The organism is Cryobacterium sp. TMT1-2-2 (assembly GCF_004403505.1).
Classification (GTDB): domain Bacteria; phylum Actinomycetota; class Actinomycetes; order Actinomycetales; family Microbacteriaceae; genus Cryobacterium; species Cryobacterium flavum.
In genome coordinates this window covers 411146-430204 of sequence record NZ_SOGS01000016.1, presented here as the reverse complement: position 1 = coordinate 430204, position 19059 = coordinate 411146, and the positions used below count along the sequence as shown (strand labels likewise).

Sequence of the window (19059 nt, the reverse complement as noted above, 5' to 3'; positions counted from 1 at the left end):
ACCTTGCGGCCGAGCCCCTCCAACGCCGCGAGAACCGCAACAGCTTCAGCATCGTCGAGGTGACCGAACCGCACATCGTCAAACGCTGCCGCCAGAATGGCACCGGCCTGAGCCACCGCTTCAACGCGAGAACCTTGCGGCATCGAGCCGGCTGCGGCGGGCGGGGCGGTGAGGGTCATGGCGTCAGTGCCTCCTTCACCCACAATTATAGACCAAATCATCCCCAAAGGCGAGCAAAGCTCAGTAATATATAGATGAGACTTCAGAAGTTTCTTCTGAAAACCAAGTGCGGGAAACGGTCACTTCGGCCCTCCTGTTATGGCCGTTCACCCGCTTTCGTGGGGCGTAACCCGGCCGCAGTAGAGGCATGATCATCAATTATGGGCGAAGTTTCCCCCTGAACTGGGGTCGACAAAAGCACGGGCACCATCGGCGGGAACTGGTTCAGCCTTTACCCGCCGCGATAACGTAAAGAGTCAGTCTCGTGCCGTGACTGCAGTGTGCTTTCACACGAGCGCATTGAGATGACTGAGAACCGGGGGAGCAGCGCAGACGTGACCAGCCTGACCGAAATTCTGATCGTGCACGGACTGCTGCCGGTGGAGGGACTTGACACCGTTCGGTTGAGTGATCGCGCCGATGAAGCCGCCGTGCGCAACTTGGTGGAGGCCGGCACCATCACCGAGCTGCAGTTCGCCAGGGCACGCGCCGAGCAGAAAAACCTGCCCTTCGTCGAGCTGCTGGACTATCCGGTTGACCGGCTCGCCGTGGCCAAAGTGCCGGCCGCCGTCTGCCGCCGGGCCAATGTTTTGCCGATCGCCTTTGAAGACGGTCGCCTCGTGGTGGCCATGGTCAACCCCGGCGATGTGTTCGCCGTCGACGACGTGCGCGAGGCAGCGCGCATGCGGGTCAGCCCGGTTGTCGTCGAGCTGTCCGACCTGCAGGCGGCCATCGCCCGCTACCACCGCGCCGACAACGAATTGATCGACCTCAGCACCACTCTCACCGCCGACAGCGAAGAACCCGAGGAGCTTGCCGGTCCCAACGAAACGGATGACGCCGCTCCGATCGTGCGCTTCGTCAACCTGTTGGTCAGCCAGGCCATTCAGGACAAAGCCTCTGACATCCACATCGAACCCGGTGAGAACGATGTGCGCGTGCGCTACCGCATAGACGGGGTGCTGCACGAGATGCAGCGAGCTCCGTCGACCATCGCCGGTGGCGTCATCTCGCGCATCAAGATCATGAGCGACCTCGACATCGCTGAGCGTCGCAAACCGCAGGACGGCCGCATGTCGGTGCACCACAACGGGCGCACGGTCGACCTGCGCGTAGCCGTTCTGCCTACGGTGTGGGGAGAGAAGGTCGTGCTGCGAATTCTCGACAACGCCACCTCGTCGATGAGCATGGACGGCCTCAATCTGCTCACCGACAACTTCAACGAGTACGAGATGGCGTACACCAAGCCATACGGCATGATCCTGGTCACCGGCCCGACTGGGTCGGGCAAGTCGACCACGCTCTACACAACCCTGCACGCTATCAACCGCCCGGAGATCAACGTGATCACGGTGGAAGACCCGGTGGAATACCGCATGCAAGGGGTCAACCAGGTGCAGGTGAATCGCAAGGCGGGCCTCACCTTCGCCGTTGCGCTGCGTTCCATTCTTCGCGCCGACCCCGACGTCGTGCTGCTCGGTGAGATTCGAGACCAGGAGACCGCGAAGATCGCCATCGAGGCCTCGCTCACCGGTCACCTCGTACTGTCAACCCTGCACACCAACGACGCGCCGAGCGCTATGACCCGACTGATCGAAATGGGCATCGAGCCCTTTCTCGTGGGGTCGGCCCTGGACTGCGTTGTGGCCCAGCGACTGGCCCGGCGTCTGTGCGACCGCTGCAAGGTCCCCGACGATCGCACCGACCTGGCCTATCTGGGTTTTGTGGTCAACCCAACGGTGGGCTACGTCTCAAACCGGTCCACGATCCTGCCGGAGATCGGCCCGGCCATCGACCCCACCACGACAGGCACGATCATCTACAAGCCGGCCGGGTGCTCGAGTTGCTCGCAGACCGGCTACCGTGGACGACTCGGCATTCACGAGGTCATGACGGTGTCCGAAGAGATCGAGCGGCTGACCGTGGCCCACGCCTCGAGCGCGCAGATCGGAGCCGCCGCCCGCAAGCAGGGAATGATCACCATGCGTGAAGACGGCTGGGCCAAGGTCGCACTCGGGCTGACCTCGATCGACGAGGTGCTCCGTGTCGTCTCCTAAATTCCAGGATGCCCCGCTTCGTCACCGACGGACCGCGCAGGTCCCGCAGTGAGATCGCCCGACTTCGGTTATGCCGTCCAGGAATCCGATGACCCGCCCGCCTCCACCGTTGATATCCGCTCGAGGAGGCTTATGCGTTCCGAATCATCAGCCCAATTCAGCGCACCCACGCCCGATGCCGACCTGCTCCGGGCGCTCCGTCTCGTGCTGGACGAGGGAGCGAGCGACCTGCACGTTTCTGGCGGAGCACCGCCGAGCATCCGGGTGGACGGTTCCCTGCGGCCGATTCCCGGGTGGGATCGTTGGTCGCCGGAGAAGGTCGCTTCCGCTCTCAACAGCATTCTGTCGCCGGAGCAGCGCGAAGAATTCGACCAGGAACTCGAGCTCGATTTCGCCCACACGGTGGAGGGCACGCGTTTTCGCGTCAATTTCTACCAGCAGCGCAATACGGTCGGCGGTGCCTTTCGGCTCATTCCCAATGAGATCAAATCGTTGGCAGAGCTGGGCATTCCCGAATCGGTCGCGCGGTTCGCTCACCTGCCGCGAGGCCTCGTTCTGGTCACCGGTCCCACCGGCTCCGGCAAGACCACCACCCTGGCCGCAATGGTGGACCTGGTGAATCGCACCAGGGACGACCACATCGTCACGGTGGAAGACCCGATCGAGTTCATTCATGAGGCCAAGAAGTCCATGATCAGCCAACGCGAGGTGGGGCAGGACACACACAGTTTCGCATCCGCTCTCAAACACGTGCTGCGCCAGGACCCCGACGTCATTCTGATCGGCGAGTTGCGCGACCTGGAGACGATCTCGGTGGCTTTGACCGCCGCCGAGACCGGTCACCTCGTGTTCTCCACGCTGCACACTCAGGATGCTGCCCAGACCATCGACCGCATCATCGACGTTTTTCCACCGCACCAGCAGGCGCAGGTGCGCGCGCAGCTCGCCGCGACGCTGCGCGGCGTGCTCTGCCAGACTCTCGTGCGCAAGATCGGTGGTGGGCGTGTGGCCGCGACCGAGATTCTGGTGACCACAGCGGCCATCGCGAACCTGGTGCGGGAAGGCAAGACCCACCAGATTGCTTCTGCGCTGCAGTCGGGGCGCACCCTCGGCATGCACACCATGGACCAGCACCTGGCCGAACTCGTCGACGCCGGCCAGATCACCCGGCAGGCCGCCGAGGAGAAGGCCATGGACGTCGACGTGCTCAAGCAACTCGTGCACCGGGTTGATCCCACGGACACCCCGGTGGGCGGCCTGAGCAACGGCGAAATTGACTTCAATGACTCGTTCTCGCCCGGAAGGCGCTAGATGTCCACCGAAACCTCATTCAGCTACACCAGCAGGGACTCCCGCGACCGCGTGGTCAAGGGCCGCATGGACGCAGCGTCGGAGCGGGCAGCGCTGCTGCAACTGCGCACCATGGGGCTCTCGCCCATTTCGATCGCGCCGGCCCGTAAACTCACGGGTCTTCACGCAGATCTCAGTATTCCCGGGTTCAAGAAACAGATTTCGCTCAGCGATCTCTCGGTCATGAGTCGCCAGATGGCGACCATGACGGCGGCCGGGCTGTCGCTGCTGCGCACCCTCAATATTCTGTCGGAGCAGACAGAGAACAAGCAGCTGGCCCAGGTACTCGCCGTCATTCGGAGCGACGTCGAGACCGGCGTCTCGCTCTCCGAAGCTTTTGACAAGCACGACGTGGTGTTTCCGCCGATCATGATCAACCTGGTGCGGGCGGGGGAGACGGGTGGTTTTCTCGAAGACGCCCTCAATTCCATCGCCGACAACTTCGAGAGCGAGGTGAAGCTGCGCGACACGATCAAGAGCGCCCTCGCCTATCCGGTGATCGTGCTGATCATGGCGCTGCTCGCCGTGGTGGGCATGCTCATCTTCATCGTTCCCGTCTTCGAGAAGATGTTCAAGGGTCTCGGCGGCGAACTGCCCACGGCCACCAAGGTGCTTGTCGTACTCTCCAACGGAATGGTCTGGGTGGGCCCGGTACTGCTCATCGCCGTGATCGTGTTCTCGGTCTGGTGGCGCAGGAACAAGCACACCCTGGCCGTGCGCCGCGTAGTGGACCCGTTCAAGCTCAAGCTGCCGGTGTTCGGCAACCTGCTCACCAAGCTCGCCATTGCACGGTTTAGCCGCAACTTCGCCACCATGATCGGTGCTGGCGTGCCCATTCTGCACTCGCTCAAGATCGTCGGCGAGACCTCGGGCAACTATGTGATCGAGTCGGCACTGGCCAAGGTGCAGGAATCAGTGAGCCAGGGCCGCTCCATTGCGGCGCCGCTGGCCCTGGAGCCGGTCTTTCCGGCCATGGTCACGCAGATGATCTCGGTAGGAGAGGATGCCGGCGCGCTAGAGACGATGCTCACCAAAATCGCCGACTTCTACGACCAGGAAGTGCAGTCCACCACTGAGCAGCTCACCGCGCTCATCGAGCCGCTCATGATCGCCGTCATCGGCGTGATCATCGGTGGCATGGTCGTGTCGCTGTACCTGCCCATGTTCAGCGTTTTCGACTACGTCAAGTAGCCGACGAGGCGAGTAGCCCTCGTTTAGGCTGCACTCCTACTGGGGGTAGTCGGCCCCCCGAAAAAACAGGGGTCGGCGGCAGGGGTCAACCTAGGCTGAAAAGTGGGCAAGCCCACCGCTTTGCCCCCTGCAGAACCACGCAAAGGACACAGTCATATGAACCGCCTCTTCACGACAGCCCTGGTCAACAAACGCAAGGCCCTCGGCGAGAAGGAGAAGGGCTTCACGCTCATCGAGCTTCTCGTGGTGGTTCTTATTCTCGGCGTTCTCGCCGCGATCGCCATCCCGATCTACCTCGGCCAGCAGGACGGTGCCAAGGACAAAGCTGTTGCTGCCGCGATCACGAACGCGAAAGTTGCCGTTGTCGCCGAGCTCGTCACTGGAAAAGCCCTGAGCACAATCGTTACCGATGGACTTGAAGGTCTCGACGCCTACGCTGCGAGCAAGGACATTCAGGCTTCGATAGCTACGGGTGGTGCAGATGGTGCAGAATTCACGATTTCTGGCTATTGGGGCACTGCTGCCGACGCAGCGGCGGCCGGCTCAGGGGCAACCACAGCTAACCATGGCACCACCATCACCGATTCGGGTGCCGCAATCAACATGAAGGAAGCGGCGGCGGCGAAGTAACTCCTAAGGAATAACTCTCGGCGGGGTGCTCACACATGCCCTGCCGAGCGTGCTCATCGTTCTGCATGGCTAAAGAGAGGAAGGCCACCGATCGTGAATGTTCAAAAGGACATCGAATCGCGGCCTTCCGACGATGACTCCGGCTTCGGCATGATCGAGATCGTCGTCTCAATGCTGCTGCTCTCCCTGCTCGCCATTGCCTTTCTGCCCATGCTGGTCACCGCGCTTCGCGTCTCGGTCTCCAATTCCACCCTTACCTCGGCCACCCAGCTGGTCGCGGCGCAGATGGAGACCATCCGCTCGCTTGGTTCGGTTTGTGGCCCTCTCAGTGACTACGCCGCGGGTACTCAGGCGGAATTCGATCCCTCTGACTCTGCGCTGCAGGCCCGCTTCGACACCATTACCTGCCCGGGTCCCGACCCCGTGACGGTGCAGGTGCGCGTGTACGTCACCGATGGACCCAGCGGTGACGTTCTGGCTGATGCTGTCACCAGCATCTTTGTAGCAGGCTAGGCCAGCATGACTTTTGGAACGATCTCCATGCCACGACGTCTCGCGTCGCACGGTGCACCTGCGCCCAAGAACGCGCGCAGCGACAGCGGCTACACCCTGGTCGAGCTCCTCATCTATTCGAGCCTGCTCGTGCTCGTGCTCACCGTCGTCGGCGGAATACTACTCAATACCCTCAACTCTGAGCAAAAGGTGCTCAAGAGCGCCGACGCCATTGGAGTCAGCCAACTCATCGCCTCTTCCGTGCACTCCGGGGTTCGCAACGCCACTGCGCTCAAGGTTTCAGGCAACGAGGAAACTGGCGATCAGCTACTCGTCGTCACGTCGGTGAGCGGCGAGCCGGAACTGACCGCTGCCGCCCGGGTTTGCCAGGCGTGGTACTACACGAAAGCAGACGACGGCACCATGTATTACAAGCGCAGCACGGAGTCGGGGGCCTTCGTTGGCGTCACCGCCGACACCCTTGCCAGTGACAAGGGCGGATGGACCTTATTGGGCTCAGGGCTCTCAGCTACGGAGGCTTCCCCCAGCGTCGCCCAGCTCGTCTTCGACGACGTGACGAGTGGAAATCCTTCGGTTGCGCTCAATTTCGCCATCAATGCTGACGGCGACGGCAGCCCGGCACTGATATCCACCACGGTCACGAGCCGCCAGAGCGCCACGGAGGCGATACCTTGTTCCTGATGCGAAAGACACGACTCCTTGTCGCGGCCGAGCACGGCAGCAGCATGCTCGCCGTCATCGGTCTCATGGGAGTTGCCGGTGTGGCTACCCTCGCTATCGCGGCTTCGACGATGAACTCGATCGGCGTGAGCAGCGCCGCCCGCGCGGCCGTTCAGTCCCAGGCCGCGGCCGAGGCCGGTGTCGATGCCGCACTGGGCAATCTGAGCCAGCCCACCTGTAAAGAGCAGTGGGGCACCACCACTCCCATTTCGACAGTTGACGTCTTTTATAGTTTGGATCCGACACCCGTCGCGGGTGAGCCGGATGAGAATTGGTTCCCTGGGTGCCCGGCGGCTAACGCCGAGCGCGTAAAGATCATCTCCACCGGCGAAGCCACTCAGAACGGTCAGGCCGGCAACAACACCGGAGATTCTCGAATCGTCGAAGCAATCTATGCCGTAAATGCGAAAGGATCCGGCAAGGCTGCCGGAATCGCCATCTACGCGGATTCTGACTTTTCCGTCATCGAGTCCGTGACGATCCATGCAGACGAGTCATCAATTATTGTGCGCAACGGAGACGCAAGTTGCATCAGTTCTGGCGCCAACGTTGTCGACGTGCTCCTCTACAAGGGTGATCTGACCTTGGGCGAGTCCTGCGGCGTTTTCGGCAACGTCTGGGTATCCGGCAAAATATCGATAAGCGGCTCGGCAGCAGTGCACGGCACTGCTGTGGCCGACGCGAAACCGGAATTCGTCGATCCCGGATGGTACGACCTGAAGTACAAGTACTCCAAGACAAACGGTGCCGGGCCGACGAAGGTAAAGAGTCAGAAGGATCAGGCCGCTTGGGCCTATTTTGAAAACGTGGTCTCAATTGAAGGTACGTGCACACTCACCGCCCTGCAATTGGCCGCCGACGATCTTGCTGGCGCCCCTGGAATCATCGAGTGCGCCGATGGTGTCGACGTCTCAACCGACGGAACCCTGATCATCAGCAGCGACATCGCTATCGTCGCGGATAGTTTTCAATTTCGTGAGACCGCCCAGATCGATGCCGCGGCGAAGCAAAAACTCTGGTTGGTGACGTCCGACAAGTCGCCAAACAACAAGGCGAAATGTAATGCTAAGGCCGGCGACTTCTCGGTAATTGAGTCCGTCAAAGTCAACGTAAACGTTGATGTGATGGTCTACACGCCCTGCAACGTAAATATCTCCACCTCATCTCAATGGCGGGGTCAAATTTGGGGCGGAACCGTGAAATTGGGCACCTCCGGTGTCTACACGTACGCTGAGGTCGGTTTTCCTGGTCCGACCTCGGGCGGCAGCGAAGCAACAGATTTGGGGACTTCTCCGTTGGGTGCACGGCAATCGATTCGAGACCTCAATGGCTAGCACCGTTGCTGGGATCTTCGGCATTCTTGGCGCCATCATCGGCTCTTTTCTCAACGTGGTGATCTACCGCATACCGGCCGGCCGCTCCATCGTTTCCCCGCCGAGTGCGTGCGGCAGTTGCGGTGCGCGCATTCGGCCGTACGACAACATCCCGGTTTTGAGCTGGTTCGTACTGCGCGGGGAATGCCGCGACTGCAAGGCTCCCATCTCGCCCCGCTACCCCATGATCGAACTCGGCACTGCGGTGTTCTTCGCTGTCGTCGCCCTCTGGGTGTTCTCGTCCGCCGATTTTGGCTGGGCGGCCGTGACGACCGCCACCAACACCCTGGCCACTGAGCTCATCGTGCTCGCGGCGTTTCTCTACCTGGCGGCGATCAGCGTGGCCCTGGCCATGATCGACCTCGACACGCACACCCTGCCGAATCGCATTCTGCTGCCCGCTTACCCCGTCGCCGCAGTTCTGCTCGGGGCGGCTGCGCTCGTAGCGGGGGAGCCCGGTCGCCTGCTCACCGCCCTCATCGGAGCGGGAGCACTGTTCGGCCTTTACCTGGCCCTGGCGCTGATCAGCCCCGGAGGTATGGGGCTCGGCGACGTGAAACTGGCCGGCCTGCTCGGTCTCTACCTCGGCTATCTGGGGTGGGCACCGCTCATCGTGGGGGCGTTCGGCGCTTTTCTGCTCGGCGGCGTGTTCGGGCTCCTTCTGCTCGCGACGCGTAGAGCCAAGCGACGCAGCAGCATTCCATTCGGCCCGTGGATGCTGCTCGGCGCCTGGCTCGGTGCATTCTTCGGCGACCAGATCGGGCTCGGTTACCTCATGCTGCACGGCCTCGCTTAACGGGCCTCAGTCGCCACGACCAGTTCGACCCGCTCCTCGACCACCGCTCACGAACCAACTTCTCACTGGGGGAAACAAATGACTACACGTGTGGTCGGAATCGATATCGGCACCACCGCCGTGCGGGCCGTAGAAGTGCGGGATGCGGAAACGGATCACCCCCTGCTGGTGCGCTGCCATGAAGAACCCCTCCCCTTCGGTGCGGTCAGCCGCGGCGAAGTGCTCGAACCGGCGGTCGTCGCCGCTGCGCTCAAGCGAATGTGGGCGAGCGGCGGATTCACGACCAAAGACGTCGTACTCGGCATGGGTTACCACCGCATGGTCGTACGCAACCTGACCGTGCCCAAGATGTCCCTGCGCCGCATTCGCGAGTCACTGCCCTTTCAGGTGCAGGACCTGCTGTCGTTTCCCACCGCGGAGGCGCTGCTCGACTTCTACCCCATTGCCGAAGTCGACAGCGATGGTGAGTCTGGCCCGCAAATCTCCGGGCTACTGATCGCCGCCATGAAAGACGTCGTGCAGTCGCACATCAAGGCCGCGAGGCTGGCCGGACTGCACACCGTCACCGTTGACATTATGTCGTTCGCTCGCAGTCGTGCCATTAGCCGTGCGGTGACCACCCCCGACGTGATCGTGCAGATTGATATCGGTGGCGGCTCGTCGAGCGTGCTCATCTCCTCGAATGGAGTGCCGCAGTTCGTGCGAGTGATTCCCTCCGGCGGTAATCAGCTCACCAAAGCGCTACGCGTGCGCCTCGGTGTTGACGAGGAGGCGGCCGAGGTGCTGAAGAAGCGGCTGGGTCTGTCCGATGAGGCGGCACCCGAAGATGAGATAGCCGCCACGATCATTCGGGAGATTACCTCGGAACTGCTGGAGAGCCTGCGCAACACCGTCGCGTACTTCACCAACAACCGGCCGGAGCTGCCGATCGACCGCATCGTGCTCATGGGCGGAGGCGCCCGGCTCGACGGATTCGGTGCCGCGCTCAGTGAGCTGACCCGTTTTCCAGTCGTTCCGGCCCAGCCCTACGGCGGGCTGGAACTCGGTCCAGACGTCAATCAAGCAGACTTAGAGAACTCCGAGTGCACCTTTGTTGCCGCTCTGGGTCTGGCATTGGGGAGTAAAGCATGAAACGGGCAACAGATGGCCATGAGCTGATCCTCGGCGGTGAACCGCGAGCAGAACTGCTTCCCCCCGAGCTCAAAGCCGCGCGCCAGGGGAGGCTGCTCCGCCGAGTCATGTCGATCGTGGCCGCCGGCGTCGTGCTGGTCGTCATTGCCGTCGTCGCAACAGTGACGGTCCAGGCCGCGGGCGCACAGTCCAAGCTGAGCGCAGCCGAGGCTCGCACGAACGAACTGATGCTGGAGTCGGCCAAATACTCAGAGGTTCGCAGCATCCAAAATCAAATCGATATGACGGCGGTGGCGCGCCAGCTGGCGGCCGCGACCGAGATCGATTGGCGCGCCTACCTGGTGGCCGTGCGGGCAAGTCTGCCCTCCGATGTCACCATTGAGGCCATCTCGATCGGCTCTGGTTCGCCCTGGGTGGAATACGAGCAGAGCATCGTGCCCCTGTACAACCCACGCGTTGCCAGCCTGAGACTGAGCTTGACCAGCCCGACGCTGCCGGCGGTGCCCATGTGGCTGACGAATCTGCGAACGCTTCCCGGCTACGCGGATGCCCACCCGGGCTCGGTGACGCGCACGGAGACCGGCCAATACGTAGTCGAGATGGTCATCAATATCAATGAGGATGCGCGATCCAACCGTATCGCTGGGGGGCAGTGAGATCATGACTCGCAACAGACTATTCGGTGCCGTGCTGATCTTGATCATGGGCGCTTCGGTCGTTCTTGGTGGACTTTTGGGGATCGCGCCAAAACTGGACGAGATTCAGGCCGCGAACTCCCAACGCACGGCGGTATTGGCGCAAAATGCTGAGCAGGCGACTGACCTGATCGTTCTCAAGCGGAATTTTGCCGGCATCGCGGAACTCCGCACCTACCTCTCCACCTTGCAGGACGCGGTCCCCGTTGATGCCGGGATTCCCGAATTTCTCGATGAGGTGGGAGTCATCGCCCGCCAGAATGGCGTAACACTGAATTCGCTGGCCATCAGCGATGCGGTTGCTTTTCTCCCCGCCCCAGTGCCGGCAGCTGACAGTGCAACAACGGCAGAGACCGCCACAGCACCTGCAGCAGACGCCACGGCGGCTAACGCGGCGGAGTCATCACTCACCCCGGAGAACTATCTGGCTGTGACCGTTTCGATGACGATTGCCGGCCCCCACAGTAATCTCTTCGACTTCGTGGCGGGCCTGCAACACGGCCAGCGAAGCATCGCTATTTCCACGGTGCAGACCGATACCGGTGACGGAGCGGACGAGAACACGATGACCATTACCGGCACGATCTACGTGCTGCTGGATCCATCCGGTATTGCGCGCGCCAAGTAACCCGACACCACGCCTCAGCCCCCGATGCCTTGAGTGCCGGGGGCTTTCGTGTGCCCGCTGGCGGCTATCGTGGCGGCAGATTCACAGGCCCGCAGACCCCCAGATCGCGGGACTATCGCCGCACCGCCAGCCTCAATAGCGTTGCGCCTTATGTAGACCTCTCGCGAACAAGACTTACCCTCTGGCTCCATTCTCGCGAGGCCTGCTTCGACCGTATGCCGCACCCTCGGCATCCGCTCGTGAACGACCCGCACGGCCGTACCTGTTCCGCGGCAATCAGTACCCGACACTTGCTCTGCGAAAAGGATTGACTATGGACGACCCGAAAATCTCTGCGCTGTTCGATCACACCGCGTCGCCAGACGGCGGCTTCGTGCTTGCCCCCCTGCCGGGCTTCACCCCGGTCTCGGCCTCCGCTGCCGTGAACGCCACCCACCGAGACGAAATCCGTGTGCTGCCCACGAACCGCAGGCACCGCGTGGCGCTGCGAAGCGTGCCCGGAGACCGCATTCTGCGCAGCGTCGACGCTGCGGTCCCCGACGTGCTCGGCGCACCAGACCCCGATCTAATCGAAGCGCTCACTGAGGTCGTGCTGCGCCAGGCTTCCGACCTGCACGTCTCCGTCGCCGCACCGCCGAGCATTCGCCGCGACGGCGATCTGGGCCCGGTGGGCATCGGCCCGGCCTGGTCGAGCCAGAAGGCAGACGTCGCGATTCGCAGCATTCTCACCTGCGCCCAGCAGGCCAGCTTTGATCGCGACCACGAACTCGACTTCGCCTACACGCTGGAGGACGCCGGTGTCACCGGCACGTTCAGCCGCTTCCGGGTCAACGTACACCAGCAGCGTGGCGCCGTCGGTGCGGTCTTTCGGCTCATTCCGAGCGAGATCAAAGACCTCAAAGCCCTCGGTATTCCGCAATCGGTGGCCGCGTTCGCCGGGCTGCCCCGCGGCCTGGTGCTCGTGGCCGGGCCCACCGGCTCTGGCAAGTCCACCACACTGGCCGCCCTCGTCGACCTCGTGAACAGCACCAGAGCCGACCACATCGTCACTGTGGAAGACCCGATCGAGTTTCTGCACGCGCACAAGAAATCAATCGTGACCCAACGCGAGGTGGGGCACGATACGGCGAGTTTCGCATCCGCTTTGAAGCACGTGCTTCGGCAGGACCCCGACGTAATTCTCATCGGTGAGCTGCGCGATCTCGAGACCATTCAGGTGGCGCTGACCGCCGCCGAAACTGGCCACCTCGTGTTCGCGACCCTGCACACCCAGAGTGCTGCCCAGACGATCGACCGCATCATCGACGTGTTTCCACCGCACCAGCAGAACCAGGTGCGGGCGCAGCTCGCCCAAACGCTGCAGGGTGTGGTCTGCCAGACCCTGGTGAAGTGGGCGAACGGTTCCGGCCGGGTTGCCGCCACCGAGGTGCTCGTCACCACGCCGGCCATCGCCAACCTCATTCGCGAGGGCAAAACGCACCAGATCGAATCCATGATGCAGACCGGCCGGGACAAGGGCATGCACACCATGGACCAGCACCTCGCCGAACTGGTCAACACCGGCCAGATCACCCGCACGGCCGCGCTCGCCAAGGCCCACGACGTCATCGGGGTTGAGCTGCTGATCCACCGCAGCGAATCGGCGGCGGGCAGCGGGGGCTTCGCCTTCGCGGACGCGAGCAGGTACAGCGGCGCCGGCACAGAATCGGCCGGCGGCTACGACACCGGCCGCGATGCCGACTACAACGCCGGGTTCGCCCGCGCGGTTCTCTGATGCCGCAGACACTGGTCTTCAGCTACACCGGCCGTGACACCCGGGGTAAGAACGTGAAAGGGCGCGTCGACGCGCTCAATTCGGGGCAGGTTGCCGCCAGACTCAACTCGCAGGGCATCGCGCCGGTGTCGATCGTGGAAGCCCCGCCGGCGACGGGAATGGCGCGGTCCATCTCGCTGCCGGGCTTTTCGCGCGCGGTCAGCCTGAAAGACCTCGCCATCATGAGTCGGCAGTTCGCGACCATGATCTCGGCCGGGCTCTCGCTGCTGCGGGCGCTGCGCATCCTCACCGAGCAGACCGAGAGTAAGCCTCTCGCTGCGGTGCTCACTCTGGTGCGGGACGACGTCGAGGCCGGCCAGTCGATCTCGGAGGCGCTCGCGCAGCATCCGCTGGCCTTCCCGCCGATCATGGTCAACATGGTGCGGGCCGGCGAAACCGGCGGCTTTCTCGACCGGGCCCTGGACTCGATCGCCGAGAACTTCGAGAAGGAGGTCAAGCTGCGCGGCACCATCAAGTCGGCCATGACCTACCCGGTCATCGTGCTCTCGATGTCGGTCGCCGCTGTGGCGATCATGCTGATCTTCATCGTGCCCATTTTTCAGGACATGTTCGCCGGGCTCGGCGGTGCGCTGCCGCTGCCCACCCAGCTGCTCGTGTCGATGTCGGAGTCGATGATCTACATCGTGCCAATCGGCCTCATCGCCGGCATCGCCTTCGCCCTGTGGTGGCGTCGCAACAAACACACCGACCCGGTACGCCGGGTGCTCGACCCGCTGCGGCTGAAGGTGCCGGTGTTCGGCCCCCTGCAGAAGAAGATCTCCGTGGCGCGGTTCAGCCGCAACTTCGCCAACATGCTCGGCGCCGGTGTGCCCATTCTGCAGGCCCTCAAGATCGTGGGGGAGACCAGCGGCAACTGGGCCATCGAGAATGCCCTGACCCAGGTGGCCGAGGGCGTGCGCCGCGGCCAGTCGATTTCGGAGCCGCTGCAGGAGCACGCGATCTTTCCCGCCATGGTCACCCAGATGATCGCCGTGGGAGAGGATGCCGGCACGCTCGAGTTGATGCTCGACAAGATCGCCGACTTCTACGATCAGGAGGTGCAGGCGGCCACCGAGCAGCTCACCGCCATGATCGAGCCGCTGCTGATCGCCTTTCTGGGCGTGGTCATCGGCGGCATGGTCGTCGCCCTCTACCTGCCCATCTTCAGCATCGCCAGCATGATTAAGTAGTCCTTTGGCTGCCAGCTGACCCCTGCCTCGGTGGGGGCATTTGGCGCGCCGTGTACGGACGGGTCGATCCCTTCTGGGTGCCCTTCCTTGTGGGGGTGGGTAAAACCCCAAATCACCCTCGAATGTGGGTCGTGCGCGAGAAAATCTCGCCCCTAATCTGAAGCTCCGATCGCACCCTCGGTCGCACAGCTTCACCGCAGCACGTTTCACAGCATCACGAGTCCTTACCCGGCTCGCTCTCGTACGGCCCACTCCAACCCGAATGGACACACCATGATTACTCGCCTGCTCGCTTCCCTCAACCTGCGCCGCGCACGCTTCACCGAGAACCAGAGAGGGTTCACGTTGATCGAGCTGCTCGTCGTCGTGATCATCATCGGAATTCTCGCGGCCATCGCCATCCCGGTCTACCTGGGTGTGCAGAACAACGCCAAGGACGCCAGCGTGAAGAGCGACCTCGCCAACGCCAAGACCGCCATCATCGCCGTTCAGACCGAGACCGGCGCCATGCCGGCTACCGCCCTCGACATCTCGTCGATCGCCGGCGCCGCCAGCTACGGCTACACCAAGGGCCCGAACACGACGTCGATCAGCTACAAGAACCTCACGACGACGACGTTCTGCATCGGCGCCACGAGCTCGACTACGGCCAAGTACTACGTGACCGAGTCGCTCGGAATCACCAACAACGCCACCACCGCTGCACCCGCGACCTGCACCTGGTAGTCAGGCAGCGGATGCGCCGGCCTCGCCGCAAGCATCCGCTCAAAGCATCGCTTCACCGATGCACCGGCGTGAGCCGGGGTGGGCCTTCGGGTCCCCCTGGCCGCGCGGCTCCGTTTCACCCTCGACCTGATTCTCGCGAAGGAGGCTCATGTGAACACCCTGCTGCGTCACCTGGACCGCCGCCTCGCCACCAACAGCAATGCAGAGGCCGGCATCAGCCTCATCGAAGTGCTCGTCGCCATGCTGATCTTCGCCATCATCGCCGTCGGCGTTGGCTACGGCATCGTCACCTCGCTCTACCTCAGCAACGACGCCCGGTCCCGCGAATCCGCCGTGAACCTGGCCGCGCAGGAGATCGACCTGGCACGCTCGGCTCCCAACGTCTTCGAGGTTCTCGCCCGCACCTCCACCGTGGTGCAGAACGGTACTACTTTCAGTGTGCACCGCTCCACCGACTGGGAAACCTCCACCGGCGCCGACGGCAACTGCGGTTCCGGCGGCGGCCAGCTGCGTTACCGCCGCGTCAACGTCACCGTCACCTGGGATAGCATGCGCGCCACAACCCCCGTCGTACGTGCCGACAGCGCGCTCGCCCCGGGCAGCCGCATCAACGATCCGGCGCTCGGCACCATCCTCGTCTCCGTGCTCACCGCCTCCGGCAGCGGCGCCGCCGGCGTGGCCATTTCCGCCGTGCCGAACGCGGTGCCGAACGGTGCCCAAACTCTTTCTGTCGCCCCACCGGCAACGGATGCTCAGGGCTGCAGCTACCTGCTCAAGGTCAAGCCCGGCACCTACGACGTCACCGTCTCCTACCCCAACTTCGTGAATAAGGACCAGGCGACCACGTCGACCCAGACGGTCGGCGTTGCGGCCGGCGGGGCGGCATCCGTCGCCTTCGCCTACGACCTGGCCGGCATCGTCACCGCCCGCTACGGCACCAACGTCACGTCGGGCTCGACCCTGCTGCCGAGCAACCTGAGCACCACCTTTCGGAGCACCTATAAGCCCTACGTGGCCGTCAACGCGACCAATGCAAACGTGCAGACCTTTCGATTGCATCCGTTCGCTGCCGGCTACGAAGCCTTCGCCGGCAGTTTCATAGCGGCTACCCCGAGTACCCCCGGCTGTGTGTCGGTCGACCCGGCCGCCTGGACCACCCCGGCCGCCGACGGAGCGATCGGCACCGCGGTCGCGCCCGTGGCTACGCTGCCCGGCGGCGGCGCGAACGTCGACGTGCCGCTCGGCGCATTCACGGTGGCCGGCCTGGCCGGGCAATACCTGCTGGCCGTCTCACAGCCGGCCGGAGTTGCGGCCGGTGACCCCGGCTGTGCTCTCGGGACCACTTTTAGCTTCGGGCCGCTGCCCGCCGGGGCCTCGGCCCAACTCGGCCTCCCGTTCGGTTCATTCGCACTGTTCTCTGGTGCTTCCAGCGCCACGACAATGGCACCGGTCCCGGCGTCGAACCTGGCCCTGCTCACTCGCGGCAGCATTGCCGGTTCCGTCGTCACGCTGGACCCGCGCCTGGTCGTGGCCCCGTGACGCGCTGGCAGCTGCTGCGGGCAGGCAACCGGGAGAGCGGGCTCTCCCTCGTTGAACTGCTCGTCTCGATCGTGCTGCTCGGCGTGCTCCTGACCATGACCTCCGGACTGTACATTTCTGCGACCCGGTCGCTCGATCAGGCCAAGTCGCTCGGCAGTAATACCCGACAGGTGTCCAACGGTATGAACGAGGTGGCCCGGGTCATTCGCGCGGCCACGGCGAACCCCGTGGCGGGGCATCCGCTCACCGATCCAGCGCTCGAGCAAGCGACCGCGGAAGCGCTCACGCTGTACGCCTACGTCAACCTCGGCATGTCGGCGCAGCGACCGGTAAAGATCCAGCTGGCGGTCGACGCCGACCGGCGCCTGATCGAGACCCGGTGGGCCTCGATCGCGCTCGCCGGCGGATTCTTCACCTTCGAAACGACTCCCCAGTCGACGCGCATCGTCGCCGAGACCGTCGCGCCGAGTCGCACCGCGTTGTTTCGCTACCTGGACAGCGCCGGAGTGCCTGTGGCCAGCGCCGGTGCTTTCACGGCCACCGAGCTGCGCAGCATTGCCGCCATTTCGGTGAATCTCACCGTGCAGGCCAGCGTGACAGATTCCCGCAGCGCCGTCACCCTACAGAATACGGTCGGTATGCCCAACGTGGCTCTGGCGGCCCGGCCATGAGCGCACGGTGGAACGCGCGCGACTCCGCCTTCGTGCGCGCAGCTCGCGCGCGCCTCGGGCGCGGGCCGAATGAACCGGACACCGCTTCCGAACGCGGCGCGGCGCTCGTCGTCGTGATCGGCCTCGGGCTGCTGCTGCTCACCCTCGTCGCCACCGCTATGACGTTCTCGGTCAGCGGCAGCCTCAAGGCCACGAGTGACCAAAACTGGAACGGCGCTATGGCCGCCGCCTATGCCGGGGTCGCCGACTACGAAAGCCGCCTGGCCAACGACAACACCTACTATCATTACGGCAACTCGGCCGCCGCCTTCAGCGCCGGAAGCACGCTGACCCCTCCCTCGGCGCCCAATCCCGCGTTCGCCGTGGGAGCGGCGGGCGGCTGGGGTAGCGTTGCCGGCAGCGGCGGCACGGCCAGCTACCGGTACGAGGTCGACAACTCCGCCTATTCCGCCTCGGGCGTTCTGCGCATCCGCTCCACCGGCCGGGTGGGCACCGTCACCCGTAGCATCGTTGCCAACCTGCGCCAGGACGGGTTCATTGACTACCTCTATTTCACGATCTATGAGATTCAGGATCCGGAGCAGAGCGGCCTGACCGCCTGCTCCGATACCTATGCCTGGGCGGGCCGCTCAGTACCCTGTAGCGATATCGCCTTCGGCGGCGGCGACGTCCTCAACGGTCCGGCGCACTCCAACGACACCATCCGCATCTGTGATGCCACGTTCAACGGGCTGGTCACCACCGGCAGCCCGGGTCCGACCGGGTCGAATTACCTCAAACAGAACTCGAACGGCGGCGCCTGCTCCGGTCAAGTATTCAACGGCGGCGAGCCGACGACCAGTCCGGTCGTCGCGATGCCGGCTACCAACATGCAGCTCAAGCAGGAAACCCGAACCGACGCCGGTGTCGACGCTCCGGGCTGCCTGTACACCGGCCCGACCAGCATCGTGCTGAACAGCGATGGCACCATGACCATCCGTTCGCCCTGGACCAAAAAGACCCGCATCGTCGGGGACCCGGCGACGTCGGGCAGCACACCGGCGGCCTGCGGCCTTCCGGGAATGGCCAATGGCCAGCTCGGCTCGACGGCCGGCGCCACCGTCCCGGTGTTGAACGCGAACCTGATCTTCGTGCAAAGCGTTCCGGGCATCATCACTGATCCGAACTATACGAGCAGCACCGTCTGGCCGAGCGGCCAGAGCGCGGCCACCTGCTCCGTCGGCAACGGTATCGGCTTTCCCGTGACGCATGAAACCGCGCCAAGCCCCCGGTCCTATGACTGCCGCAAGGGCGATGCCTTCGTCAAGGGAACCCTGGACGGCACGATGACCATCGCCACCGACAACTTTCTCTACGTCACCGGCGACATCATTTATTCGGATGCCTCCACCGACGTGCTCGGGCTGGTCGCGCAGAATGCCATCTGGGTCTGGAACCCCTACTGCGACAGTACGCATGGGGTGATTTGCCCGGGGGTTGGCCTCGGTGCAGGCGGTGCCATCCTGCCGGACAATCGGCGCATCGACGCGGCCATGCTCTCGCTCGACCACACCATTCAGGTGCAGAACTACGACCGCGGCGGCGCGCAGGGAACGCTCACCATCAACGGTTCCCTCGCACAGAAGTACCGCGGGATCGTGCGCTCCGGCAGCAACGGCTACATCAAGAATTACATTTACGATCCGCGCTTTCGCTACATTTCGCCGCCCAAATTCCTCTCGCCATTGTCGGCCCACTACAGCGTGAACCTGCTGGTTGAAGTGAGTTCGGCGTTCACCGCGCGGGGTGCGACGGTTCCGTAGTGACCGGCCGCGCCC

General features: G+C 63.7%; 17 protein-coding genes. All 17 read left to right on the top strand.

Translation table 11 applies throughout. The features are described 5' to 3' along the window. The first annotated feature begins 554 nt into the window (after window positions 1-554). The 17 genes from E3T35_RS11955 (at window position 555) to E3T35_RS11875 (ending at window position 19044) form a co-directional block, all read left to right on the top strand. Window positions 555-2276 (top strand): GspE/PulE family protein, encoded by a 1722-nt coding sequence (locus E3T35_RS11955; RefSeq protein WP_134345396.1) that lies wholly within the window; start codon window positions 555-557, stop codon window positions 2274-2276. Window positions 2277-2408: 132 nt separating this feature from the next. Next, on the top strand, window positions 2409-3587 hold the full coding sequence (locus tag E3T35_RS11950) for a type IV pilus twitching motility protein PilT (RefSeq protein ID WP_134345363.1): 1179 nt from the start codon (window positions 2409-2411) through the stop codon (window positions 3585-3587). Next, on the top strand, window positions 3588-4817 hold the full coding sequence (locus tag E3T35_RS11945) for a type II secretion system F family protein (RefSeq protein WP_134345362.1): 1230 nt from the start codon (window positions 3588-3590) through the stop codon (window positions 4815-4817). A gap of 102 nt (window positions 4818-4919) precedes the next feature. After that, window positions 4920-5447: a prepilin-type N-terminal cleavage/methylation domain-containing protein gene (locus E3T35_RS20090; protein ID WP_304998662.1), complete on the top strand. Its 528-nt coding sequence runs from the start codon at window positions 4920-4922 to the stop codon at window positions 5445-5447. Between the two features lie 93 nt (window positions 5448-5540). Beyond that, window positions 5541-5960, top strand: coding sequence for a hypothetical protein (locus E3T35_RS11935; protein ID WP_134345361.1), 420 nt, complete (start codon window positions 5541-5543; stop codon window positions 5958-5960). A 6-nt stretch (window positions 5961-5966) separates the two neighbouring features. Beyond that, a complete protein-coding gene (locus E3T35_RS11930; protein ID WP_134345360.1) occupies window positions 5967-6641 on the top strand; it encodes a hypothetical protein in 675 nt (224 codons plus the stop codon). A gap of 44 nt (window positions 6642-6685) precedes the next feature. Then, window positions 6686-8014 (top strand): hypothetical protein, encoded by a 1329-nt coding sequence (locus E3T35_RS11925; RefSeq protein ID WP_134379235.1) that lies wholly within the window; start codon window positions 6686-6688, stop codon window positions 8012-8014. Further along, the gene (locus E3T35_RS11920) at window positions 8007-8849 is read left to right on the top strand and encodes an A24 family peptidase (protein ID WP_134379233.1); all 843 of its coding nucleotides are present in this window, start codon (window positions 8007-8009) and stop codon (window positions 8847-8849) included. Before E3T35_RS11925 ends, E3T35_RS11920 begins: the two co-directional genes overlap by 8 nt. 78 nt (window positions 8850-8927) lie before the next feature. Further along, window positions 8928-9980 carry a type IV pilus assembly protein PilM gene (gene pilM, locus E3T35_RS11915; RefSeq protein ID WP_134345357.1) on the top strand — a complete coding sequence of 351 codons (1053 nt, stop codon included), beginning with the start codon at window positions 8928-8930 and terminating at the stop codon, window positions 9978-9980. Further along, window positions 9977-10636 carry a hypothetical protein gene (locus E3T35_RS11910; RefSeq protein WP_134345356.1) on the top strand — a complete coding sequence of 220 codons (660 nt, stop codon included), beginning with the start codon at window positions 9977-9979 and terminating at the stop codon, window positions 10634-10636. The genes pilM and E3T35_RS11910 overlap by 4 nt, the downstream gene beginning before the upstream one ends. A 31-nt stretch (window positions 10637-10667) precedes the next feature. Further along, window positions 10668-11303, top strand: coding sequence for a hypothetical protein (locus E3T35_RS11905; protein ID WP_134379231.1), 636 nt, complete (start codon window positions 10668-10670; stop codon window positions 11301-11303). 313 nt (window positions 11304-11616) lie between these two features. Beyond that, window positions 11617-13077, top strand: coding sequence for a type IV pilus twitching motility protein PilT (locus tag E3T35_RS11900; RefSeq protein ID WP_134379229.1), 1461 nt, complete (start codon window positions 11617-11619; stop codon window positions 13075-13077). After that, window positions 13077-14306, top strand: coding sequence for a type II secretion system F family protein (locus tag E3T35_RS11895; RefSeq protein ID WP_134379227.1), 1230 nt, complete (start codon window positions 13077-13079; stop codon window positions 14304-14306). Before E3T35_RS11900 ends, E3T35_RS11895 begins: the two co-directional genes overlap by 1 nt. 273 nt (window positions 14307-14579) lie before the next feature. Then, window positions 14580-15032 (top strand): prepilin-type N-terminal cleavage/methylation domain-containing protein, encoded by a 453-nt coding sequence (locus E3T35_RS20205; protein ID WP_198417746.1) that lies wholly within the window; start codon window positions 14580-14582, stop codon window positions 15030-15032. 150 nt (window positions 15033-15182) lie between these two features. Then, entirely contained in the window at window positions 15183-16571 is a 1389-nt protein-coding gene (locus E3T35_RS11885; protein ID WP_166789932.1) for a type II secretion system protein, read from the top strand. Beyond that, the gene (locus E3T35_RS11880) at window positions 16568-17242 is read left to right on the top strand and encodes a type II secretion system protein J (protein ID WP_166789931.1); all 675 of its coding nucleotides are present in this window, start codon (window positions 16568-16570) and stop codon (window positions 17240-17242) included. The genes E3T35_RS11885 and E3T35_RS11880 overlap by 4 nt, the downstream gene beginning before the upstream one ends. After that, complete coding sequence (locus E3T35_RS11875) at window positions 17239-19044, top strand: hypothetical protein (RefSeq protein ID WP_241988824.1); 1806 nt, start codon at window positions 17239-17241, stop codon at window positions 19042-19044. Before E3T35_RS11880 ends, E3T35_RS11875 begins: the two co-directional genes overlap by 4 nt. Window positions 19045-19059 lie beyond the last annotated feature (15 nt).

Excerpts from the sequence above, each read along its gene's own strand:
- E3T35_RS11925 (WP_134379235.1), top strand. The coding sequence starts at position 6,686 with ATGCTCGCCGTCATCGGTCTCATGGGAGTTGCCGGTGTGGCTACCCTC.
- E3T35_RS11930 (WP_134345360.1), top strand. The coding sequence starts at position 5,967 with ATGACTTTTGGAACGATCTCCATGCCACGACGTCTCGCGTCGCACGGT.
- E3T35_RS11945 (WP_134345362.1), top strand. The coding sequence starts at position 3,588 with ATGTCCACCGAAACCTCATTCAGCTACACCAGCAGGGACTCCCGCGAC.
- E3T35_RS11875 (WP_241988824.1), top strand. The coding sequence starts at position 17,239 with ATGAGCGCACGGTGGAACGCGCGCGACTCCGCCTTCGTGCGCGCAGCT.
- E3T35_RS11910 (WP_134345356.1), top strand. The coding sequence starts at position 9,977 with ATGAAACGGGCAACAGATGGCCATGAGCTGATCCTCGGCGGTGAACCG.
- E3T35_RS11900 (WP_134379229.1), top strand. The coding sequence starts at position 11,617 with ATGGACGACCCGAAAATCTCTGCGCTGTTCGATCACACCGCGTCGCCA.
- E3T35_RS11950 (WP_134345363.1), top strand. The coding sequence starts at position 2,409 with ATGCGTTCCGAATCATCAGCCCAATTCAGCGCACCCACGCCCGATGCC.
- pilM (WP_134345357.1), top strand. The coding sequence starts at position 8,928 with ATGACTACACGTGTGGTCGGAATCGATATCGGCACCACCGCCGTGCGG.
- E3T35_RS11895 (WP_134379227.1), top strand. The coding sequence starts at position 13,077 with ATGCCGCAGACACTGGTCTTCAGCTACACCGGCCGTGACACCCGGGGT.
- E3T35_RS20205 (WP_198417746.1), top strand. The coding sequence starts at position 14,580 with ATGATTACTCGCCTGCTCGCTTCCCTCAACCTGCGCCGCGCACGCTTC.
- E3T35_RS11920 (WP_134379233.1), top strand. The coding sequence starts at position 8,007 with ATGGCTAGCACCGTTGCTGGGATCTTCGGCATTCTTGGCGCCATCATC.